The sequence below is a fragment of the Frigoribacterium sp. NPDC087798 genome (assembly GCF_044742985.1).
Taxonomy (GTDB): Bacteria; Actinomycetota; Actinomycetes; order Actinomycetales; family Microbacteriaceae; genus Frigoribacterium.
Genome location: NZ_JBIUVP010000001.1, coordinates 961,680 through 981,758, shown reverse-complemented (window position 1 = coordinate 981,758; position 20,079 = coordinate 961,680). Strand labels below are relative to the sequence as shown.

At 70.8% G+C, this 20,079-nt stretch carries 17 protein-coding genes; 13 read left to right on the top strand and 4 right to left on the bottom strand.

What is annotated here, in order from left to right:
- The first annotated feature begins 110 nt into the window (after nucleotides 1-110).
- The 10 genes from ACIOSR_RS04490 (at nucleotide 111) to rplL (ending at nucleotide 10,287) form a co-directional block, all read left to right on the top strand.
- Entirely contained in the window at nucleotides 111-1,475 is a 1,365-nt protein-coding gene (locus ACIOSR_RS04490) for an ABC transporter substrate-binding protein (protein WP_402751936.1), read from the top strand.
- Nucleotides 1,476-1,554: 79 nt separating this feature from the next.
- A complete protein-coding gene (locus tag ACIOSR_RS04485) occupies nucleotides 1,555-2,550 on the top strand; it encodes a carbohydrate ABC transporter permease (protein ID WP_082460311.1) in 996 nt (331 codons plus the stop codon).
- Nucleotides 2,543-3,382 carry a carbohydrate ABC transporter permease gene (locus tag ACIOSR_RS04480; protein ID WP_043592933.1) on the top strand — a complete coding sequence of 280 codons (840 nt, stop codon included), beginning with the start codon at nucleotides 2,543-2,545 and terminating at the stop codon, nucleotides 3,380-3,382. The genes ACIOSR_RS04485 and ACIOSR_RS04480 overlap by 8 nt, the downstream gene beginning before the upstream one ends.
- On the top strand, nucleotides 3,379-4,551 hold the full coding sequence (locus ACIOSR_RS04475) for a Gfo/Idh/MocA family protein (RefSeq protein WP_402751935.1): 1,173 nt from the start codon (nucleotides 3,379-3,381) through the stop codon (nucleotides 4,549-4,551). The genes ACIOSR_RS04480 and ACIOSR_RS04475 overlap by 4 nt, the downstream gene beginning before the upstream one ends.
- An 80-nt stretch (nucleotides 4,552-4,631) precedes the next feature.
- Complete coding sequence (locus ACIOSR_RS04470; protein WP_402751934.1) at nucleotides 4,632-5,645, top strand: sugar phosphate isomerase/epimerase family protein; 1,014 nt, start codon at nucleotides 4,632-4,634, stop codon at nucleotides 5,643-5,645.
- Nucleotides 5,646-5,660: 15 nt separating this feature from the next.
- A complete protein-coding gene (locus ACIOSR_RS04465) occupies nucleotides 5,661-6,626 on the top strand; it encodes a biopolymer transporter Tol (RefSeq protein ID WP_402751933.1) in 966 nt (321 codons plus the stop codon).
- 103 nt (nucleotides 6,627-6,729) lie between these two features.
- Entirely contained in the window at nucleotides 6,730-7,488 is a 759-nt protein-coding gene (locus tag ACIOSR_RS04460; protein WP_056046521.1) for a response regulator transcription factor, read from the top strand.
- Entirely contained in the window at nucleotides 7,485-9,092 is a 1,608-nt protein-coding gene (locus tag ACIOSR_RS04455; RefSeq protein WP_402751932.1) for an ATP-binding protein, read from the top strand. The genes ACIOSR_RS04460 and ACIOSR_RS04455 overlap by 4 nt, the downstream gene beginning before the upstream one ends.
- 246 nt (nucleotides 9,093-9,338) lie before the next feature.
- Nucleotides 9,339-9,854: a 50S ribosomal protein L10 gene (rplJ, locus tag ACIOSR_RS04450; protein ID WP_043592926.1), complete on the top strand. Its 516-nt coding sequence runs from the start codon at nucleotides 9,339-9,341 to the stop codon at nucleotides 9,852-9,854.
- 49 nt (nucleotides 9,855-9,903) lie between these two features.
- On the top strand, nucleotides 9,904-10,287 hold the full coding sequence (gene rplL / locus ACIOSR_RS04445; protein ID WP_056046519.1) for a 50S ribosomal protein L7/L12: 384 nt from the start codon (nucleotides 9,904-9,906) through the stop codon (nucleotides 10,285-10,287).
- A 129-nt stretch (nucleotides 10,288-10,416) separates the two neighbouring features.
- On the opposite strand, the gene ACIOSR_RS04440 is transcribed toward rplL, so the two are convergent.
- Nucleotides 10,417-11,859, bottom strand: coding sequence for an APC family permease (locus ACIOSR_RS04440; RefSeq protein WP_159826117.1), 1,443 nt, complete (start codon nucleotides 11,857-11,859; stop codon nucleotides 10,417-10,419).
- Nucleotides 11,860-11,901: 42 nt separating this feature from the next.
- On the bottom strand, nucleotides 11,902-13,497 hold the full coding sequence (locus tag ACIOSR_RS04435) for a LuxR C-terminal-related transcriptional regulator (protein ID WP_277960195.1): 1,596 nt from the start codon (nucleotides 13,495-13,497) through the stop codon (nucleotides 11,902-11,904).
- Between the two features lie 303 nt (nucleotides 13,498-13,800).
- On the opposite strand from ACIOSR_RS04435, the gene ACIOSR_RS04430 reads away from it, so the two are divergent.
- Nucleotides 13,801-15,675 carry an ABC transporter ATP-binding protein gene (locus ACIOSR_RS04430; protein ID WP_402751931.1) on the top strand — a complete coding sequence of 625 codons (1,875 nt, stop codon included), beginning with the start codon at nucleotides 13,801-13,803 and terminating at the stop codon, nucleotides 15,673-15,675.
- Between the two features lie 15 nt (nucleotides 15,676-15,690).
- Here the strand turns inward: ACIOSR_RS04430 and ACIOSR_RS04425 are convergent, their stop codons facing one another.
- Both ACIOSR_RS04425 and ACIOSR_RS04420 read right to left on the bottom strand, forming a co-directional pair.
- Entirely contained in the window at nucleotides 15,691-16,422 is a 732-nt protein-coding gene (locus ACIOSR_RS04425; protein WP_402751930.1) for a DUF305 domain-containing protein, read from the bottom strand.
- Nucleotides 16,419-17,093, bottom strand: a complete 675-nt coding sequence (locus tag ACIOSR_RS04420; RefSeq protein ID WP_402751929.1) for a DUF3105 domain-containing protein — start codon at nucleotides 17,091-17,093, stop codon at nucleotides 16,419-16,421. Before ACIOSR_RS04420 ends, ACIOSR_RS04425 begins: the two co-directional genes overlap by 4 nt.
- A 245-nt stretch (nucleotides 17,094-17,338) precedes the next feature.
- Here ACIOSR_RS04420 and ACIOSR_RS04415 point away from each other — a divergent pair, with 245 nt between their 5' ends.
- Nucleotides 17,339-18,703 carry a cystathionine beta-synthase gene (locus ACIOSR_RS04415; RefSeq protein ID WP_056046509.1) on the top strand — a complete coding sequence of 455 codons (1,365 nt, stop codon included), beginning with the start codon at nucleotides 17,339-17,341 and terminating at the stop codon, nucleotides 18,701-18,703.
- A 93-nt stretch (nucleotides 18,704-18,796) separates the two neighbouring features.
- On the top strand, nucleotides 18,797-19,951 hold the full coding sequence (locus ACIOSR_RS04410) for a cystathionine gamma-synthase (protein WP_402751928.1): 1,155 nt from the start codon (nucleotides 18,797-18,799) through the stop codon (nucleotides 19,949-19,951).
- Nucleotides 19,952-20,079: the final 128 nt, after the last annotated feature.

Below are 20,079 nucleotides of genomic sequence, written 5' to 3'. Positions count from 1 at the left end.
GGCACCGCGCCTCCCGACCCGTCCACCCCCTGAGCGCACCACCCGCACTACCCGTACCACCGGAGTCACCACAGCACCACGAACCCCCGCACCACCCCTTCCCTCACTCGATGAAGAGAAATCTCGAAGAAGAGACACCAGGAGAAGTCATGCAAACGAAGTTCCGTTGGCTCGCCGCCCTCGCGGTCGGAGCCCTCTCGGTCGGATCGATGACCGCCTGCAGCGCCTCGGGCGGCAGCGGCGACGCCGACACGATCACCTACTGGGCCAGCAACCAGGCTCCGACGGTCGAGAAGGACGCCGAGATCCTGCAGGAGAGCATCGACCGCTACACGGAGGAGACCGGCGTCAAGGTCGACCTCGAGGTCATCCCGTGGTCCGACCTCTACAACCGCATCCTCACCGCCGTCTCGAGCGGCGAGGGGCCCGACGTCCTCAACATCGGCAACACCTGGGCGGTGTCGCTGCAGTCCAGCGGTGCCTTCGTGCCCTGGGAGGGCGACGCCCTCGACCAGGTCGGTGGCCAGGACCGCTTCGTGCAGTCCAGCTTCGCCACCGGCGGTGCCGAGGGTCAGGCACCCACGTCGATCCCGCTCTACGGGCTGTCGTACTCGCTGTACTACAACACGAAGATGTTCGAGGCCGCGGGCATCACCACCCCGCCCGCCACCTGGGACGAGTTCGTCGAGGACGCCAAGAAGCTGACGGTCGACACCGACGGCGACGGCACGATCGACCAGTGGGGCGTCACCATGGCCGGGTCGAGCATCTCGAACAACGCCCACCAGGCGTTCGTCCGGGGCCTGCAGAACGGAGGCACGCTGTACGACGAGGACGGCGAGCCCGACTTCGGCAACGACGGCGTCGTCAAGGGCGTCAAGGAGTGGGTCGACCTGATGGCGGTCGACAAGGTGGTCTCACCCTCCGACGCCGAGAGCGTGAACGGTTCGGACATGGCCGCGACGTTCGCGGACGACAAGGCCGCGATGTTCTTCGACCAGGCCCCCGACGCGAACCTCTCGGCCCGCGACTTCACCGACTACGCCGCGGCACCCGTGCCGATGGAGTCCGCCGACGCGACCGGTCTGCTGGGCACCCAGAGCCACGTGGCCGGCATCAACGTGAGCGTCTTCGAGAACAGCGGCAACAAGGACGCGGCGATCGACTTCGTCAAGCACCTGACGAGCGACTCCGAGCAGGTGTACCTGAACAAGGCGTTCAGCTCGCTGCCCGTGGTCACGAGCGCGTACGACGACCCGGCGTTCCAGTCGGACACGATCAAGCTGAAGCAGACGATCCTCGAGGACCACGCCCAGCCCATGCCCCTCTACCCCTCCGAGGGGCAGATGGAGACCTTGGTCGGCACCGCGATCAAGAACCTCCTCGCCACCGCAGCCCAGGGCGGTTCCGTCAGCGAGTCCGACGTCAAGTCGGCCCTCGAGGACGCGAACAGCCAGATGAGCTCGGGTCAGTAGCCCGTCCCACCGCCCGTGACGGGGGCGGCCGGTCCGATCGACCGGCCGCCCCCGCCACCCAGGCCCCGAGAGGACCCTCATGACCGTCAACGTCCTGCCCCCCGCCACCGCCGAGAAAGATCTCCCGCCCGACCCGCACCAGCAGGCCCCGATCGAGCCGGCCAAGCGCAAGAAGCACCGATCGCCGCTCGCCTACTTCCTGGTGGCGCCCGCCGCCCTGGCCGAACTGCTCGTCCACATCGTCCCGATGGTGCTCGGCATCTGGATCGCGTTCATCACGCTGAACCAGCTCAGCATCGCCAACTGGGTCAACGCGCCCTTCGTCGGCCTGCAGAACTTCGTCACCGCGCTCGACCCGTCCTCGCCCATCGCCGGCCAGCTGTACGGGGCCCTGGGGCGCACGTTGATGTTCACCGTCATCGTGGTGGCCATCGCCTGGAGCATGGGCATGCTCGGCGCGGTGCTCCTGACCAGCTCGTTCAAGGGCCGCGGCATCCTCCGCACGCTCTTCCTCGTGCCCTACGCCCTGCCGTCGTACGTCGGCACCATCGCCTGGGCCTTCATGTTCAACCAGCGCGACGGGGCCATCAACCGCTTCCTGGTGGACGACCTCGGCATCCTGCAGGACCGCCCCTTCTGGCTGCTCGGCGGCAACTCGTTCTGGGCCATCGTCATCGTGACGGCGTGGCAGTTCTGGCCCTTCGCCTTCCTGATGCTGCTCGCCGCGTTGCAGAACATCCCGGGCGACGTCTACGAGGCCGCGAGCCTCGACGGCGCCAGCCTCTGGAAGCAGTTCACCCAGATCACCCTGCCCATGGTCAAGCCGGCCAACGCCGTGCTGCTGTTGATCATGAGCCTGTGGATCTTCAACCAGTTCAACGTGCCCTACGTGCTTTTCGGCCCGGCGTCGCCCGAGCAGGCGACGCTCATCTCGCCGTTGATCTACCAGCAGTCGTTCAACAACTGGAACTTCGGCCTCGGCGGTGCCATGAGCGTGATGCTCCTGGTCGTGCTGCTGATCGCGTCGGCGTTCTACATCCGCATGGTTCTGCCGAAGGGACAACACGATGATTGAGACCCGTGGGTTCAAGGTCTTCCGCTTCTTCGGGCTGGCCTTCCTGTCGCTCGTGGTGGTCGTCCCGCTCTACGTGGTGCTGACCACCTCGATCAAGCCGCTCGCCGACGTCCAGGGCTTGTTCACCTGGATCCCCAGCCGGGTGACGCTCGAACCGTACGTGCAGATCTGGCAGACGGTGCCGCTGGCGTCGTACTTCAAGAACAGCCTGATCGTCACGATCTCGGCGACGGTGCTGTCGGTGGCCATGGCCGTGCTCGCCGCGTACTCGCTGGCCCGCCTGCGGTTCAAGGGCCAGCGCAGCTTCAGCCTGGTCGTGCTGTCGACGCAGATGTTCCCGGGCATCCTGTTCCTGTTGCCGCTGTTCCTGATCTTCGTTCAGATCCAGCGCACGGTCGGCGTGCAGCTGACCGGCAGCTACCTCGGCCTGATCATCACCTACATGACGTTCTCGCTGCCGTTCTCGATCTGGATGCTGACGGGCTACTTCGCGTCCATCCCGAAAGAGCTGGAGGAGGCGTCGATGATCGACGGCACGGGTCGCCTCGGTGCCCTGTTCCGCGTGATCATCCCGGTCGCCAAGCCGGGCATCATCGCGGTCGCGGTCTACGCCTTCATCACGGCCTGGGGCGAGGTGCTCTTCGCCTCGGTGCTGACGAGCAAGGACACGCGCACGCTCTCCATCGGCCTCCGCGCCTACGCCTCGCAGCAGGACGTCTACTGGAACCAGCTCATGGCCGCCTCGGTCGTCGTCTCGCTGCCCGTGCTCATAGGCTTCATGCTCGTGCAGAAACACTTGATCACCGGACTGTCGTCGGGGGCCGTGAAGTGACCGAGCCGGCCGTGGCCACGGCGGTGGGGCCGGTGGGCGCCACCGCCGGCCCGGCCGGCCGGGCAGCGCCGAGCCGAGGAGGCGCGGGTCGCGTCGAACCCCTGCGCGTCGGCATCGTGGGCGGCGGCTTCATGGCGCGCGTGCACGCCGGCGCCGCGCGGTCGGCCGGTGCCCGCGTGGTCGCCCTCGCCTCCTCGAGCGCCGCCAGCGCGGCCCACGCGGCGGCTTCCCTGGGCGTCGACACCTCCCACGAGAGCGTCGACGACCTCGTGACCGATCCCGGCGTCGACGTCGTGCACGTCTGCTCGCCGAACGCCACGCACGCGCCCGTCGCGCTGGCGGCGCTCGCCGCCGGCAAGCACGTGGTCTGCGAGAAGCCGCTGGCGACCTCGAGCGCCGAGGCCGAGGCCCTGGTCGAGGCCGCCCGGGCCGGGCGACTGGTCGGTGCCGTGCCCTTCGTCTACCGCTACCACCCGATGGTGCGCGAGGCCCGGGCCCGCGTCGCCACGGGCGAGGTCGGCCGCGTGCTGAGCGTCCGGGGTTCGTACCTGCAGGACTGGTTGCTCGACAGCGACGACGTCGACTGGCGGGTCGACTCGGCCGCGGGCGGTCCGTCACGCGCCTTCGCCGACATCGGCAGCCACCTGGTCGACCTGCTCGAGTTCGTCCTGGGCGACCGGCTGGCCCGGCTGACCTCGACGACCACCACCGTGCACACCCACCGCGGGGGCTCGTCGGTCGACACCGAGGACGAGGCGGCCGTCGTGTTCGAGACGGCACGGGGGGCGATCGGCACCCTCTTCGTGTCGCAGGTCGCGCCGGGTCGCAAGAACCGCCTCCTGCTCGACCTGTCGGGCACCGCCGAGAGCCTCGAGTTCTCGCAGGAGGAGCCCGAGACGCTCTGGGTCGGACGCCGGTCGGGCACGCAGCTCGTCGCCCGCGACGCGGCCGTGCTCGCACCCGACGCCGCCCGCCTGTCGACCGTCCCCGCCGGGCACCCGATGGGCTACGTCGACGCGTTCGCCGGGTTCGTGCGCGACGCCCACGACGCCGTCCGGGGCGGGACCCCCGAGGGGCTGCCGACCTTCGCCGACGGCCTGCGCGCCGTCCGGGTGACCGAGGCGGTCCTCGCGTCCGCCGCGTCGCGCCGGTGGGTCGACCTGCCCTGACCCCGACCGTCCCGACCCCGCCGCCGCCCGCACCGCCCCCGCCGCCCGCCCGCACCCCCGTCGCCCCCGAGAAGGAACCCATGGCCGAGAGCTCCCGCCCCGTCACCCTGTTCACCGGCCAGTGGGCCGACCTGCCCTTCGAGGAGGTCGCGGCACTCGCCGCCGGGTGGGGCTACGACGGCCTCGAGATCGCCGCGTCGGGCGACCACCTCGACCTCGAGCGCGCCGACCAGGACGACGCGTACCTGCGGTCGCGACTCGACGTGCTCGAGCGGCACGGCCTGGGGGTCTGGGCGATCTCGAACCACCTGACCGGGCAGGCGGTCTGCGACGACCCGATCGACTTCCGGCACCAGGCGATCGTGCGCCCGTCCACCTGGGGCGACGGCGAGCCCGAGGGCGTCCGGCAGCGGGCCGCGGAGGACATGAAGCGGGCGGCACGGGTGGCGCGCAAGATGGGCGTCGAGACCGTCGTCGGCTTCACCGGCTCGAAGATCTGGCCCTACGTGGCGATGTTCCCGCCGGTCCCGGCGAGCGTGATCGACGCCGGCTACCAGGACTTCGCCGACCGCTGGAACCCCATCCTCGACGTGTTCGACGCCGAGGGCGTCCGGTTCGCCCACGAGGTGCACCCGAGCGAGATCGCCTACGACCACTGGACGAGCGTCCGGGCGCTCGAGGCCATCGAGCACCGGTCGGCCTTCGGCTTCAACTGGGACCCCTCGCACATGCTCTGGCAGGGGGTCGACACGGTGTCGTTCATCACCGACTTCGCCGACCGGATCTTCCACGTCGACTGCAAGGACACCCGCATCAAGCCCGCCAGCGGGCGCTCGGGCGTGCTCGGCTCCCACCTGCCCTGGGGCGACCCCCGCCGGGGCTGGGACTTCGTCTCGACCGGCCACGGCGACATGAAGTGGGAGGACGCCTTCCGCGCCCTCGACGCGATCGGCTACGACGGCCCGATCTCGATCGAGTGGGAGGACGCGGGCATGGACCGGTTGCACGGTGCTCCCGAGGCGCTCGCCTACATCCGTTCACTCCTCTGGAGACGGCCGAGCGCCTCCTTCGACGCCGCCTTCTCGAACCAGTGACGGCAGACTGATCCCATGCCCCGAATCCTGCTGCCCGGCCAACGGAGCCGCCTGCTCGTCGTCGACCCCGCGACCGGCGACGTCCAGGTCGTCCTCGAGAGCACCCGCGTGCTCGTCGAGGCCCCGAACTGGAGCCCCGACGGTCGCTGGCTCGTCGTCAACGGCGACGGCCTGCTCTGGCGGGTGCCCGCCGACGCCCGTGGGGTCGACGAGACGGCGCTCGAGCCGGTGCCGATGGGCGACGTGCCCGAGATCAACAACGACCACGTGATCGTTCCCGACCAGGGGGCCGTGATCGTGAGCGCCCGGGACGGCCACCTGTACGAGGTGCCGTGGGACGGCGTGACCCCGGGCGGCACCGCCCGCCGCGTGACGCGCGACCACCCCGCGGGCCGCAACCACAAGAACTACCTGCACGGCGTCTCGCCCGACGGTGCCACGCTCAGCGTGATCGTCGGCGCCCTGCCGGCGCCGGTCGACGACCCGGACGACGAGGAGGCGCGGGCCGGCTGGCGCACGAACGTCGCCCTGGTCTCGCTCGCCGACGGCGCGACCACGCCGGTGACCGACGACGAGCACCCCGACGACGGGGCCGAGTTCTCTCCGGACGGGGCGTGGCTGTGGGCCAACTCGGAACGCGCCTCCGCGGGGGTCGCCGGCCACGCGCAGCTCTTCCGGAGCCGACTGGACGGCGGAGACGTCTTGCAGGTGACCGACGACGAACGGGTCAACTGGTTCCCGCACGTGTCGCCCGACGGCTCGATGCTGCTCTGGGTGTCGTTCGAGCCCGGCACGCTCGGCCACCCCGAGAACCGCGACGTCGTGCTGCGCACCCTGCCCCTCGGTCCCGACGGCCTGCCCGTGCCGGGCCGGGCGCCACGCGACGTGCTCGCCCTCTTCGGCGGCCAGGGCACGATCAACGTGCCCTGCTGGGCCCCGGACTCGGCTCGTTTCGCCTGCGCCGACTACCCGTCCGCCTGACGCGCGCCCGGCGCCCCGGGTGGTCGCGGCCCGCGTGGGTCGCCCGGGGACGATGCGCAGCCCGCTCATCGACTGATCACAGTCGGTTCATAGGAACCACTCGATACTTGGAGAGGTGACCACAACGACCCCCGCCACCGCCTCGGCCCCCCGCCTCACCCGTGCCGACGGAACGCCTCTCCGAGTCCTCGTCGTCGACGACGAGAACAGTCTCACCGACCTGCTCTCGATGGCCCTCCGCTACGAGGGATGGGACGTCAAGGCGGCCTCCGACGGTCAGGCGGCCCTCGCCACGGCGCGCGAGTTCAAGCCCGACGCGATCGTGCTCGACTGGATGCTGCCCGACATCGACGGCATCCAGGTGCTGGGTCGACTGCGGTCGAGCGGTGACGACACCCCGATCCTGTTCCTCACCGCGAAGGACAGCGTCGAGGACCGCGTGTCGGGTCTCACCGCCGGGGGCGACGACTACGTCACCAAGCCGTTCTCGCTCGAAGAGGTCGTGGCCCGCCTGCGCGGCCTGATCCGCCGGTCGGCCTCGGCCATCAGCGAGGCGGGCGACTCGCGCATCGTCGTCGGCGACCTCGTGCTCGACGAGGAGAGCTACGAGGTGACGCGCGCCGGTCGCGAGATCGAGCTGACCGCGACCGAGTTCGAGCTGCTGCGCTTCCTGATGCGCAACCCCCGCCGCGTGCTGAGCAAGGCGCAGATCCTCGACCGGGTCTGGAGCTACGACTTCGGTGGCAAGTCCAGCGTCGTCGAGATCTACATCTCGTACCTGCGCAAGAAGATCGACGTCGGCGAAGAGCCGATGATCCACACCGTGCGCGGCGTCGGTTACGTGATCAAGCCCACGTCGTGAGCGATGCCCTGCCCGCCCGGGTGGGCTCGCGCCTCCGGGGCCTGGTGGGCCGGGCGCCCGGTCTCGCCGGGCCGCTCACGCTGCGCAACCGCCTGATCCTCAGCATCGTCGCGCTCGTGGTGCTGCTGACCATCGTGATCGGCTCGGTCAGCGTGTTCGTGCTCCAGGCGTCGCTCATGCGTCAGCTCGACGACGAGCTCGAGGGGGCGACGGGCCGCTCCGTGCCCATGGTGAACGCGCAGGGCTCGACGAGCCGGCCCTACCTGACGCCCGACGGCGACGACCTCTCGGGCCCGCGGCAGTCGCCCGGCACCTTCACGGCCGTCGTCGTGAACGGGACGGTCGTGGCGGCGTACCAGGTCGAGCAGTCGGGTCGGGTCGTCACGCCGCGCCTGACCGACGACCTGACCTCGGTCGTGACGACCGTCGCCGGCTCGACCGCGCCCGAGTCCGTCTCGCTCGGGTCGGCGCTGGGGTCGTACCGGGTGGAGTCGCTCGCGGTCGGCTACCAGACGACCACCACGTCGGGCTCCCTCGCCACCACGCCGGCGTACCTCGTCGTCGGTCTGCCGACGAGCAGCGTCGACCGCACCATCACGGTCATGGTGGTCACGATCCTCGCGGTGACCCTCATCGGCCTCGCGGTCGCGATCGCGATCGCCTACGGGGTCGTGCGGAGCGCCCTCCGCCCGCTCGAGCGCATGTCCGACACGGCGCTGCGGGTCGCCGAACTGCCGCTCGACCGCGGCGAGGTGGCCCTCGCGGAACGCGTCGACGAGGCCGACGCCGACACCCGCACCGAGGTCGGCCGCGTCGGCGCATCGCTCAACCGCATGCTGGGCCACGTGGCCGGGGCCCTCGAGGCCCGTCAGCAGAGCGAGAACAAGGTGCGGCAGTTCGTGGCCGACGCCTCGCACGAGCTGCGCACCCCGCTCGCGTCGGTCCGCGGCTACGCCGAGCTGACCCGCCGCATGAACACCGGACTGCCCGACGACGTGGTCTACGCCATGGGCCGCATCGAGTCGGAGTCGCTGCGGATGACCTCGCTCGTCGAGGACCTCCTGCTGCTCGCCCGCCTCGACGAGGGCCGCGACCTCGTCACGGGCGACGTCGACCTGACCAGGGTCGTGCTCGACACGGTCAACGACGCCCACGTGGCCGGACCCACGCACGACGTCGACGTGTACGTGCCCGACGAGCCGGTGACCGTGTCGGGCGACGCCATGCGCCTGCACCAGATCGTCGCGAACCTGTTGACGAACGTGCGCACCCACACGCCCGACGGCACCCACGTGCACGTCTCGCTCACGGTCGACGACACGTCGGGGGAGGCCGTCGTCTCGGTCGCCGACGACGGGCCGGGCATCGACCCGGCCGTGCTGCCCGTGCTGTTCGAGCGGTTCGCCCGCGCCGACAGCTCGCGGTCGCGGAAGGCCGGCTCCACGGGGCTCGGCCTCGCGATCGTCCAGGCCGTCGTCCACTCCCACGGCGGCACCGTCGACGTCGCGAGCTCGGCCGGGGGAGCGACCTTCACGGTCCGCCTGCCGCTCGTGACGCCCGCGGACGCACCCCACCCCGAAGCCGAGGAGGCGCGACTTGCGTGAGCGCGCCTCCTGCGTCTACTCTGTACGAAGCCCAAGACCGCCGGTTGTAGTCGTCTGCTCGCAGACGGGTGCCGAAGGTTCTCGAGAGAGAGCGACCAGCGCAGGTGTGTGAAGTCGTTCCTCTTCTCGAAGAGATCCAGCTCCGTGCGCTTGCGCCGGAGCTTTTTTCATTGGTGCGGCGCCGGTCTCGGCGCGGCCGAGTCGAGTTCCCGGGGGCTGCCGGCACACCCACGTTTTAGGAGAGCCATGGCGAACAAGGAAGCATCGGTCGCCGAGCTCACGGACAACTTCCGTGACTCGACCGCCGTCCTGCTCACCGAGTACCGCGGTCTCACTGTTGCCGAGCTGAAAGAGCTCCGCAAGTCCATCAGTGCAGACGCGACGTACGCCGTGGTGAAGAACACGCTCAGCAAGATCGCGGCCAACAACGCCGGAATCAGCTCGTTCGACGACGAACTCGTCGGACCGTCTGCGATCGCCTTCGTGCACGGTGACCCTGTCGCCGTCGCCAAGAGCCTGCGTGACTTCGCCAAGGCACACCCCGCTCTGATCGTGAAGAACGGTTACTTCGACGGTAACCCGCTCACGGCAGACGAGGTCAAGCAGCTCGCCGATCTCGAGTCCCGAGAGGTGCTGCTGGGCAAACTGGCCGGCGCCTTCAAGGCTTCGCTGTTCGGTGCTGCCTACCTGTTCCAGGCACCGCTGTCCCAGGCCGTTCGCACGGTCGAGGCGCTGCGTGCCAAGCAGGAAGCCGACAGCTAAACAGCTGTCGTACCAACCCACACTTTAGAAAACCCATAAGGAGAACACCATGGCGAAGCTCACGCAGGACGAACTGATCGAGGCCTTCAAGGAGCTCACGCTCATCGAGCTCAGCGACTTCGTGAAGAAGTTCGAAGAGGTCTTCGAGGTCACCGCTGCTGCCCCCGTGGCCGCTGCCGGTGCCGCCGGCCCCGCCGCCGCCGCTGAAGAGGTCGAAGAGCAGACCGCTTTCGACGTCGTGCTCGAGGCTGCCGGCGACAAGAAGATCCAGGTCATCAAAGAGGTCCGCGCGCTCACGAGCCTCGGTCTCGGCGAGGCCAAGGCCGTCGTCGACGGTGCCCCCAGCACCGTCCTCGAGGGTGCCACGAAGGACGCCGCCGAGAAGGCCAAGGCTCAGCTCGAGGCCGCCGGCGCGACGATCACCCTCAAGTAGTCGGCGGGCCCTCGCGGCCCTCTGCGCTTGAGCGGCACGTCTGCTCAGCACCACACGGAAGGCGCCACCCCTCGGGGTGGCGCCTTCTGGCGTTTCCGCTGCGACCCGCCGACCACGCGGAGGGCCGGGTCAGGAGGCGCGGGCCAGGACCGAGTGTCGGCGGCCGTACCCGAGGTACACCGCGGTGCCCACGACCATCCAGACGGCGAAGGCCGCCCAGGTGACCCACCCGAGGGTCACCATGAGCAGCACGCAGAAGGCACAGCCGAGGACCGGGGTCAGCGGGTAGAGGGGCACCTTGTAGGTGCGGTCGAGCTCCGGTCGGTTGCGCCGCAGCCAGATGACCGACACGTTGACCAGGGCGAAGGCGAAGAGCGTGCCGATGCTCGTCGCGTCGGCCAGGGCGCCCAGGGGGATCACCGCCGCCGCGACGGCCACGGCTCCGCCGACGATCAGGGTGCCGGCGACGGGGGTCTGCGTGCGCGCCGAGACGCGGCCGAGGACGCGGGGCACGAGGCCGTCGCGGGCCATCGAGACGAAGATGCGCGTCTGACCGTAGAGCACCGTCAACACGACGCTCGCGATCGCCGCCACGGCGGTGACGGCGAAGAGGAAGGCGACCCACGGCTGTCCCGTGATGTCGGCGACGATCGTGACGAGGGTCGCCTCGCCGTCGGTGAAGGTGGTCCACGGGCGCGCACCGATAGCGGCGACGGCCACCAGGATGTAGAGCACCGTGATGATCACGATCGAGGCGATGATGGCGCGCGGCAGGTCGCGCTTCGCGTCGCGGGCCTCTTCGCCGGCCGTGGACGCCGCGTCGAAGCCGATGTACGAGAAGAACAGGCGCGAGGCCGCCGCCGAGACGCCGGCCGCGCCCATCGGTGCCAGCGGCTCGAAGTTCCCGGCGCGGAAGGCCGTGAAGGCGACGGCGACGAAGAACACGAGCAGCGCCACCTTGACGACGACGAGCAGGGTGTTGACCCAGGCGCTCTCGCGCGCGCCGGGAACGAGCACGAGGGTGGCGAGCAGGACGAGGACCGCGGCGGGCAGGTTGAGGACGCCGCCGGCGCCCGGGGGCTCGGCGATCGCGGCCGGCAGGGCGAGCCCGAACACGTCGAGGGCCTCGTTAACGTACTGCCCCGCCCCGACGGCGACGGCCGCGACCGAGACGGCGTACTCGAGCACGAGGCACCACCCGCAGACCCACGCGATGCCCTCGCCGAGCGTCGCGTACGCGTACGAGTAGCTCGACCCCGACACGGGCACGCTGCCCGCCATCTCGGCGTACGACAGGGCCGACAGCAGGGCCGCGACGCCCGCGAGGACGAACGAGATCCAGACGGCGGGGCCGGCCAGCGGGACGGCGGTGCCCAGCACGACCAGGATGCCCGTGCCGAGGGTCGCCCCGATGCTGATCGCCGTGAGGTGCCAGACGCCCAGGGTGCGTCGCAGACGGGGGCCGCCGTCGGCGGATGCCGCGCTCTCGGCGACGTAGGCCTCGAGGGGTTTGCGCGCCCTCAGCTGGGCGAGGAGGGACGGACGGGACGTGACGCGGGACTCGTGGGGCACCGCGAGAGGTTACCCCACGGCCGGCACCGCGCCTCCTCGTCCCTAGTCGTCGAGGTCGAGGCCGAGCTGCTTGACGCGGGTCATCGCCTCGCGCCGCGACGACGCCTGCAGCTTGCGGTAGATGCTGCGGACGTGGCTCTTAACGGTGTTGACCGAGATGAACAGCTGGCTGCCGATCTGGCCGAGGGTCTGACCGGTGGCCAGGTGCCGGACGATCACGAGCTCGCGGTCGCTCAGCGGCTCGGCGAGCTGCGGCACGACGTCGGCCGTGGTCCCGCGCAGGCGGTCGAGCACCCCGACGATGGCGGCCGGCTGGCGACGGCCGACGGCGCGCTGCACGAGGTGGTCGAGGACGTCCTCCGGCAGGGTGGCGAAGAGCCAGATCGACCCGTTGTGACCCGCGCTCAGCAGGGCCTGGTCGAAGGCGATGTCGCTGTGCGGGGCGTCGCCGAGGGCGAGGTGTGCGGCCGCCTGGAGGGCGTGGACCTGGCCCATCGTGCGCTCGCTGTGCAGGTCGCCGATGGCGAGGCACGGCTCGAGCGCCTCGAGGGCGGCCTCGGGTTCACCGGCGGCGAGGTGCACGAGGGCGAGCACGCGACCGGGACAGCGGATGTGGTGGTGCGACGACGTCACCGACGACGCGAGTCGACGGGCCTCGTGCGGCTGACCGAGCAGGCGCATGGTCTCGGCCCGCAACACCGTGGCCGAGTCGGTGAGGGCACTGTGCCCGGTGAACCCGTCGATGGTGCGGGTGATCCGCGCCAGCAGGTCGAGCACCTCGATGTAGCGGCCCTCGGACAGCAGCACGTGCGCTTCGGCGAACAGGCCGAGCGCCTCCCAGTCGCTGCCGCGCGACGCCTGCCGCACGTCGGCGAGCAGACCCTCGTGGCCGCTCACGGCCTCACCGCGTTCGAGGGCGAGGTGCACGCGCGTGATCTGGGTGAGGGCCCCGAACGAGCTCCCCAGCAGGTCGGTGCCGTCGGCGAGCTCGCGGGCGAGGTCGACGTGGCGGTCGGCGAGGTCGAAGTCTCCGATCAGCATCGCGACGAAGGCGAGCGCCGAGAGGCACTCGACCCGCTCGGCGGTGCTGAGGTGGTCCTCGCCGAGACCGTTCGCGAGGCTCAGGGCGAAGCGGGCCTGGTCGATCTCGCCGTAGTGCAGCCGGATGAGGCCGAGCTGCAACGAGAAGGAGGCGCTGAGCGAGATGCGCACGCTGATCGACTCGGCGAGGTCGTTCTCGATGAGGGTCCGGGCGACCTCGAGGTGCTCGTGGGCCACGACGAAGTTGCCGAGGGTGCGCAGCGACGCCCCGAGGTGCACGTGGTAGCCCGCCCGGATGTCGAGCGGCAGGTCGGGGTCGGCGTCGAGCGCCTTGGCGACGCCGCGGAACCAGGGCAGGGCCGCACTGCGCGAGCGGGAGCCGACCGAGCGGTGGCTCGCCGCCAGGGCGAGCAGGATGCGGGGTCGACCGCGCCATTCCTCTTCGGGCGTCGAGCGGATGGCCTCGCGCAGACGCGCTCCCTGCAAGGGGGCGATCTGGGTCCAGCCCTGCTCGATGGCATCGAGAGCGGCCCGGTGGTCGGCGGGCTGCAGTTCGGCACTCGGCGGTTCGACGGCCGTGGGGTTCGACGTGTTCACGATGGTCCTAGCTCGGCCGCTTCGGGAGGCTCGCCCGTCGGGTAGGGAGAACGCGGCTGCCGGAGCCTGGTCAGGTGCACCGACACCGCCATACTAAACTGAGTGTTCATTACGCCGTATGGTCTGTCGGGCATTGCGCCCACAACTGGGGGACGAACGGTCGTTCTACGGCGTGTCGCGGCGTGTCGCAGGTGAGGCTCTTTTCCGGGGGACGGCAACGGTGACGGCACCCGCGAACGGCGACGACGCGTCGGCATCCGACGGCGGGCCACCCGTGACGGGGGTCGGGCCTACGCTGACCGCATGAGTTCGATGCACGCCCCCGCAGGCGGTCCCCGGGGCGGAGGCCGACCGGGCGGGTCCGGCCGGGTCTCGAGCGGCGACGCCGAGGCCCAGCGTGCGGCGAACGCCACCGCGCCGCGCATCCCCGACCTGTTCCGTCGCATCCGCGGCCTGTTCGCCCCGCACCGGCGGGCCCTCGTCGTCACCGTCGTGCTCGTCCTGATCGGGGCCGCCGTCAGCGTGGCTCCACCGCTGCTCACCAAGCAGGCGTTCGACCGGGGGTTGTTCCCCCAGGGCGGTCCCGACGTGCCCGTGCTGCTCGAACTCGTGGGCGCCATGGTGGGACTCTGGGTGCTGTCCGCCGGCATCGGCGTCTGGCAGACGTACCTGACCGCCACGGTCGGCAACAAGGTGATGGGTGCGTTGCGCATCCGCCTCTTCGGCCACCTGCAGCGCATGGAGCTCGCGTTCTTCACCCGCACCAAGACCGGGGTCATCCAGTCGCGCCTGCAGAACGACGTCGGCGGCGTCGCGAACGTGCTGAGCAACACCATCTCGAGCGTCCTCGGCAACACGGTCACGGTCATCGCGGCCTTCGTGTCCATGCTCGTGCTCAGCTGGCAGATGACCGTCGTCACGGTCGTCCTGCTGCCGCTGCTGGTGGTGGCCCAGCGACGGGTGGGCCAGGTGCGCGCCCGCATCGCCACCAAGACGCAGGAGTCGCTCAGCGACATGACCGCCATCACGCAGGAGGCGCTGAGCGTCAGCGGCATCCTGTTGGCGAAGAGCTTCAACCAGCAGCGCGCCGAGGTCGAGCGCTACTCGGCCGAGAACCGCACCCAGATCGGGTTGCAGGTGCGTCAGCAGATGAGCGGGCAGTGGTTCTTCGCCGTCGTCCAGATCTTCCTCTCGGTCATCCCCGCCCTCATCTACCTGGTCGCGGCCTGGCTGATCCTCCGTGACGTGCCCGTGACGGCGGGCACGATCGTGGCCTTCACCACGGTGCAGGCCCGCTTGACCTTCCCGCTCATGGGGCTGCTGCGGGTGGCCCTCGACCTGCAGACCTCCGGAGCGCTCTTCGCGCGCATCTTCGAGTACCTCGACCTCCACCCGGCGATCACGAACGACCCCTCGGCCGAGCCGGTCGACGAGACGCAGCTCGGCCGGGTCGAGTTCGACCACGTCTCGTTCTCGTACCCCGACGCCGAGCCCGGGCAGAAGACCCTCGACGGCGTCTCGTTCGACATCGCACCGGGTCAGTTCGCCGCCTTCGTCGGCCCGAGCGGTGCCGGCAAGACGACAGTCTCGTACCTGATCCCGCGGTTCTACGAGGCGTCCGGCGGGGCGGTGCGATTCGCCGGCACCGACGTCCGGCGCCTCGACCAAGAATCGCTGGTCGGCAACATCGGCATCGTCAGCCAAGAGACCTACCTCTTCCACGCCAGCATCGGCGACAACCTCCGGTACGCGCGACCCGACGCGACCGACGAACAGTTGGTCGACGCAGCCCGGCAGGCGAACATCCACGAGACCATCGCGTCGTTCCCCGACGGTTACGACACGATCGTGGGCGAGCGGGGTTATCGGCTCTCGGGCGGCGAGAAACAACGCATCGCCATCGCTCGCGTCCTGTTGAAGGACCCCGCCGTCATGGTCCTCGACGAGGCGACGAGCGCCCTCGACACGGTGTCCGAGCGCGTGGTGCAAGAGGCCCTCGACACGGCGACCCGTGGCCGGACGACGATCGCCATCGCGCACCGGCTCTCGACCGTGCGCGACGCCGACGTCGTGTTCGTCGTGGTGGCCGGTCGCGTCGTCGAGCGGGGGACGCACGACGAGCTGCTGGCCCTGGGCGGGGTGTACGCCGAGCTGTACGGGCAGCAGGTGTCGTCGTAGCGCTGAGGCGTCCCGTCAGCCGCGCTCGACGAGCATCGCCTGCATGGCGTCGACCTCGCTCTGCTGCGTCTGCACCATGCCCGAGGCGAAGGCCCGCACCTGCGGCACCTCGCTGCGCGCCAGGACGGCGTCAGCCATCTCGATGCCGCCCTCGTGGTGCGCGATCATCAAGGTCAGGAAGATCCGCTCGGCCTCGACGCCGTTCGCGGAGTCCAGTGCCGCCAGCTGCTCGTCGGTCGCCAGCCCCGGCATGCGGCCGCCGGGTTCGTGGGTGGCGACGGGCGTGGCCGAGCCGCCCGCGCCTCCGTCGTCGGTCATGTGGTGGCTGCCGTAGTCCCCGTCGAGGGTCGGACGGGTCATCCAGGTCATGGTCGGCTCCGAGGGCGCCTGCGGCAGGCGCCACAGCTCGAGCCAGGCGTACATCTGACCGGCCTGCTGCGACTGCGTGAGGGCCATGTCGTAGGCCAACGAGCGGACCGCGGGGTCGTCGGTCCGGTCGCGGACCATCATCGCCATCTGCACGGCCTGCTCGTGGTGCACCTGCATGTCGCGCGAGAACCCCGCCTCGACGCTGTCCGTCCCGGGCGTGACCGGGGTGGGCGAGCTGAGCCGCCCGAGCGCGACGCCGACCAGCAGCACGATCGCCACGGTCAGGACCCCCGCGATCACCAGCCTCAGCCGACGACCCGAGGAGGCGCGGTGCGGCCCCGTCCCGTCGATCACGTCGTCGCGCCCCGGTGCCGTCACGCGATCTTGCCGGTGCCGTCCACGCCGCCGCTGCACGGCGCACCGGGCTCGGGGGCGTTCGTGGACTTCCAGTACTTGGTGACGAAGTCGGACACGGTGGCCTCGTCGTCGGTCACGTTCGAGAAGGGCAACTGGGCGCCCCAGGCCGAGACGTACATGGGGGAGTCGAGGCCCTCGTAGGGCGAGACGACCGCGTACGTGTCGGGGGCGAAGTCGCGCAGCGCCTCGATCTCGCCCTCGCTGACCTGCTCGGGGTCGTAGGTGAACCAGACGGCGCCGTGCTCGAGGTCGTGGACGGCGTTCTCGTTCGGCACGGGCTCGGTGTAGACGCCGCAGTTGAGCCAGATCTGGTTGTGGTCGCCGCCCGCGGGAGGGGTCATCGCGTAGTCGACGCTGCCGCCGACGTGGTTCGCGGTGAGGTCGGAGTAGGTCTTCACGCCGTCGATCTCGATGGCCTGGGGGTCCTGCCGCGGCTGGCCGCTCGTCACGACGAAGGTGACGACCAGCGCGATCGCCGCCGCGCCCGCGACCGAGGCGGTGACGATGCCGATGGTGCGGTTGCGCTTCGCCCGGGCCTGTTGCCGCTTGAGCTCGGCCACCTTCTCGTGACGCCGGGCGTCTCGCTGCTGCTTGACGGTGGGTTTGTCGGTCGGCTTGTCGCTGCTGGCCACGGGGGTCCTCTGGGGTCGGGGAGGTGGTCGGGACGCACCCGATCGTGGATGCGTCACCCATTTTCTCTCACGACTGCCTGGGAGGCGCGTGCCAGCCGGTCGGGCCCGCCGACCCTCCGTCACACGCCACGACCCCGTCGTTAGACTCGACGGACGGGTCCGGCGGGGACGCCCCGACCGACCCGACCACCCGAGTCGTCGACCTGCGCGCGCCCCACGAGGGCCCCGCGAGAACCGGAGCACCCGTGAAGTACGCCGAGACCGTCCTCGACCTGATCGGTGACACGCCGCTCGTCAAGCTGAACAAGGTGACCGAGGGCATCACGGCGACCGTGCTCGTCAAGGTCGAGTACGTCAACCCGGGCGGTTCGTCGAAGGACCGCATCGCGACGCGCATCATCGACGCGGCCGAGCGCGACGGCCTGCTCGGGCCCGGGGGCACCATCGTCGAGCCGACCAGCGGCAACACCGGCGTGGGCCTCGCCCTCGTCGCCCAGCAGCGCGGCTACCGCTGCGTCTTCGTCCTGCCCGACAAGGTCGGCGAGGACAAGCGCAACGTGCTCAAGGCCTACGGCGCCGAGATCGTCGTCACGCCGACCGCCGTCGAGCCGACCAGCCCCGAGTCGTACTACAGCGTCTCCGACCGCCTCGCGCGCGAGATCCCCGGGGCGTTCAAGCCGAACCAGTACGCCAACCCCAACGGGCCGCTCAGCCACTACGAGACGACGGGCCCCGAGATCTGGCGCGACACCGACGGCCGCATCACGCACTTCGTCGCAGGCGTGGGCACCGGCGGCACCATCAGCGGTACCGGCCGCTACCTCAAAGAGGTGTCCGGAGGCGCGGTGCAGGTCGTCGGCGCCGATCCCGAGGGCAGCGTCTACAGCGGGGGCACCGGCCGTCCCTACCTGCTCGAGGGCGTCGGCGAGGACTTCTGGCCGGCCGCCTACGACCCCTCGGTCGTCGACCGCATCATCGCCGCGGACGACGCCCGTTCGTTCGAGCTGACCCGGCGCCTCGCCCGCGAGGAGGGACTGCTGGTCGGCGGCTCGTCCGGCCTGGCCGTCGCGGCCGCCCTCGACGTGGCCCGCGAGCTCGGCCCGGACGACGTCGTCGTCGCCCTGCTGCCCGACGGCGGGCGCGGCTACCTCGGCAAGATCTTCAACGACGCGTGGATGCGCTCGTACGGCTTCGGCGTCAGCCACGACGAGCGGTCGGTCCGCGACCTCATCGCCTCGAAGACCGGGCAGCTGCCCGACCTCGTCCACGCCCACCCGTCCGACACCGTCCACGACGTGATCGGCATCATGAAGACCTACGGCGTCTCGCAGATGCCCGTGCTCTCGGCCGAGCCCCCGGTCGTCATCGGCGAGGTCGTCGGCGCCATCGAGGAGAAGGCGTTGCTCGAGGCCATCTTCCGCGGGGGCGCGACCATGGGCGACGCCGTCTCGGCGTACCTCGGCGACCCCCTGCCCCTGATCGGCGTGAACGAACCCGTCTCGGCGGCCCGGTCCGCGCTCGAGTCCGTCGACGCCCTGCTCGTCACCGACGACGGCCGCCCGGTCGGCGTCGTCACCCGCCAGGACGTCCTCTCCTTCCTGTCCTCCTGAGCGGCCGGGGCGGCACCGTCACCCGGCGGCCCGGCCCGCGCCTCCTCGTCCCCCTCCGTCTGCACCACCCGTCCCCCTCGAAAGGACATCCTCATGACCCACGGCTTCTCGACCAGGGCGATCCACGCCGGCCAGGACTTCGACCCCACCACCGGTGCCGTCGTCCCCCCGATCTACCAGTCGTCGACGTTCGTCCAGGACGGCATCGGCGGGTTCCGCGGCGGCTACGAGTACGCGCGGTCGGCGAACCCGACGCGCGACTCGCTGCAGACCCTGCTCGCCGACCTCGAGGGCGGCAGCGCCGCGTTCAGCTTCGCCTCGGGGCTGTCGGCCGAGGACGCGCTGCTGCGTTCGGTCCTGGCACCCGGCACGCGCATCGTCATGGGCAACGACGTCTACGGCGGCACGCACCGCCTCGTCAACCGGGTGTGGGTGCCCTGGGGCGTCACGCTCGACACCGTCGAGATGAGCGACCTCGACGCCGTGCGCACCGCGGTCCAGGCCGCCCCGACGGCCGTGCTCTGGGTCGAGACCCCGAGCAACCCGCTGATGAAGATCAGCGACATCGCGGCGCTCGCCGAGATCGGGCACGCCGCCGGGGCCGTCGTCGTCGTCGACAACACGTTCGCGTCGCCGTACCTGCAGCAGCCCCTCGCGCTGGGGGCCGACGCGGTCGTCCACTCGACGACGAAGTACATCGGCGGTCACTCGGACGTCGTGGGCGGGGCCGTCGTCGTGCGCGACGACGAGCTCGCCGCGAAGGTCGGCTTCGTGCAGTTCGGCGTCGGTGCCGTGTCGGCGCCGATGGAGGCGTGGCTCACGGTGCGTGGCATCAAGACGCTCGGCGTGCGCGTCGACCGCCACTCGTCGAACGCCCTCGCCATCGCCCGGGCCCTCGAGGGGCACGCGGCGGTCGAGCGCGTCTACTACCCGGGGCTCGAGTCCCACCCTGGCCACGAACTCGCCGCCCGGCAGATGCGGGCGTTCGGCGGCATGCTCTCGGTGCAGCTGAGCGCGGGTGCCGCCGCGGCCCGACGGTTCGCCGAGTCGACCGAGCTGTTCCAGCTGGCCGAGTCGCTCGGCGGCGTCGAGTCGCTCATCGGCTACCCGAGCGAGATGACCCACGCCTCGGTGCGCGGCACCGAGCTCGAGGTGCCCGACTCGATCGTGCGGCTGTCGGTCGGCATCGAGGACGTCGACGACCTGCTCGGCGACGTCACGCAGGCGCTCGCCCGGCTCGACGCGTAGGCGCCCTCGCGAGGGACGACGGAGGCGGGGGGGGGGGGGGGGGCCGCCCCCCCCCCCCGCGCCCCCCCCGCCCCCCCCCCCCCCCCCCCCCCCCCCCCAAACCCCCCCCCAGCGCCATCTCACAACCC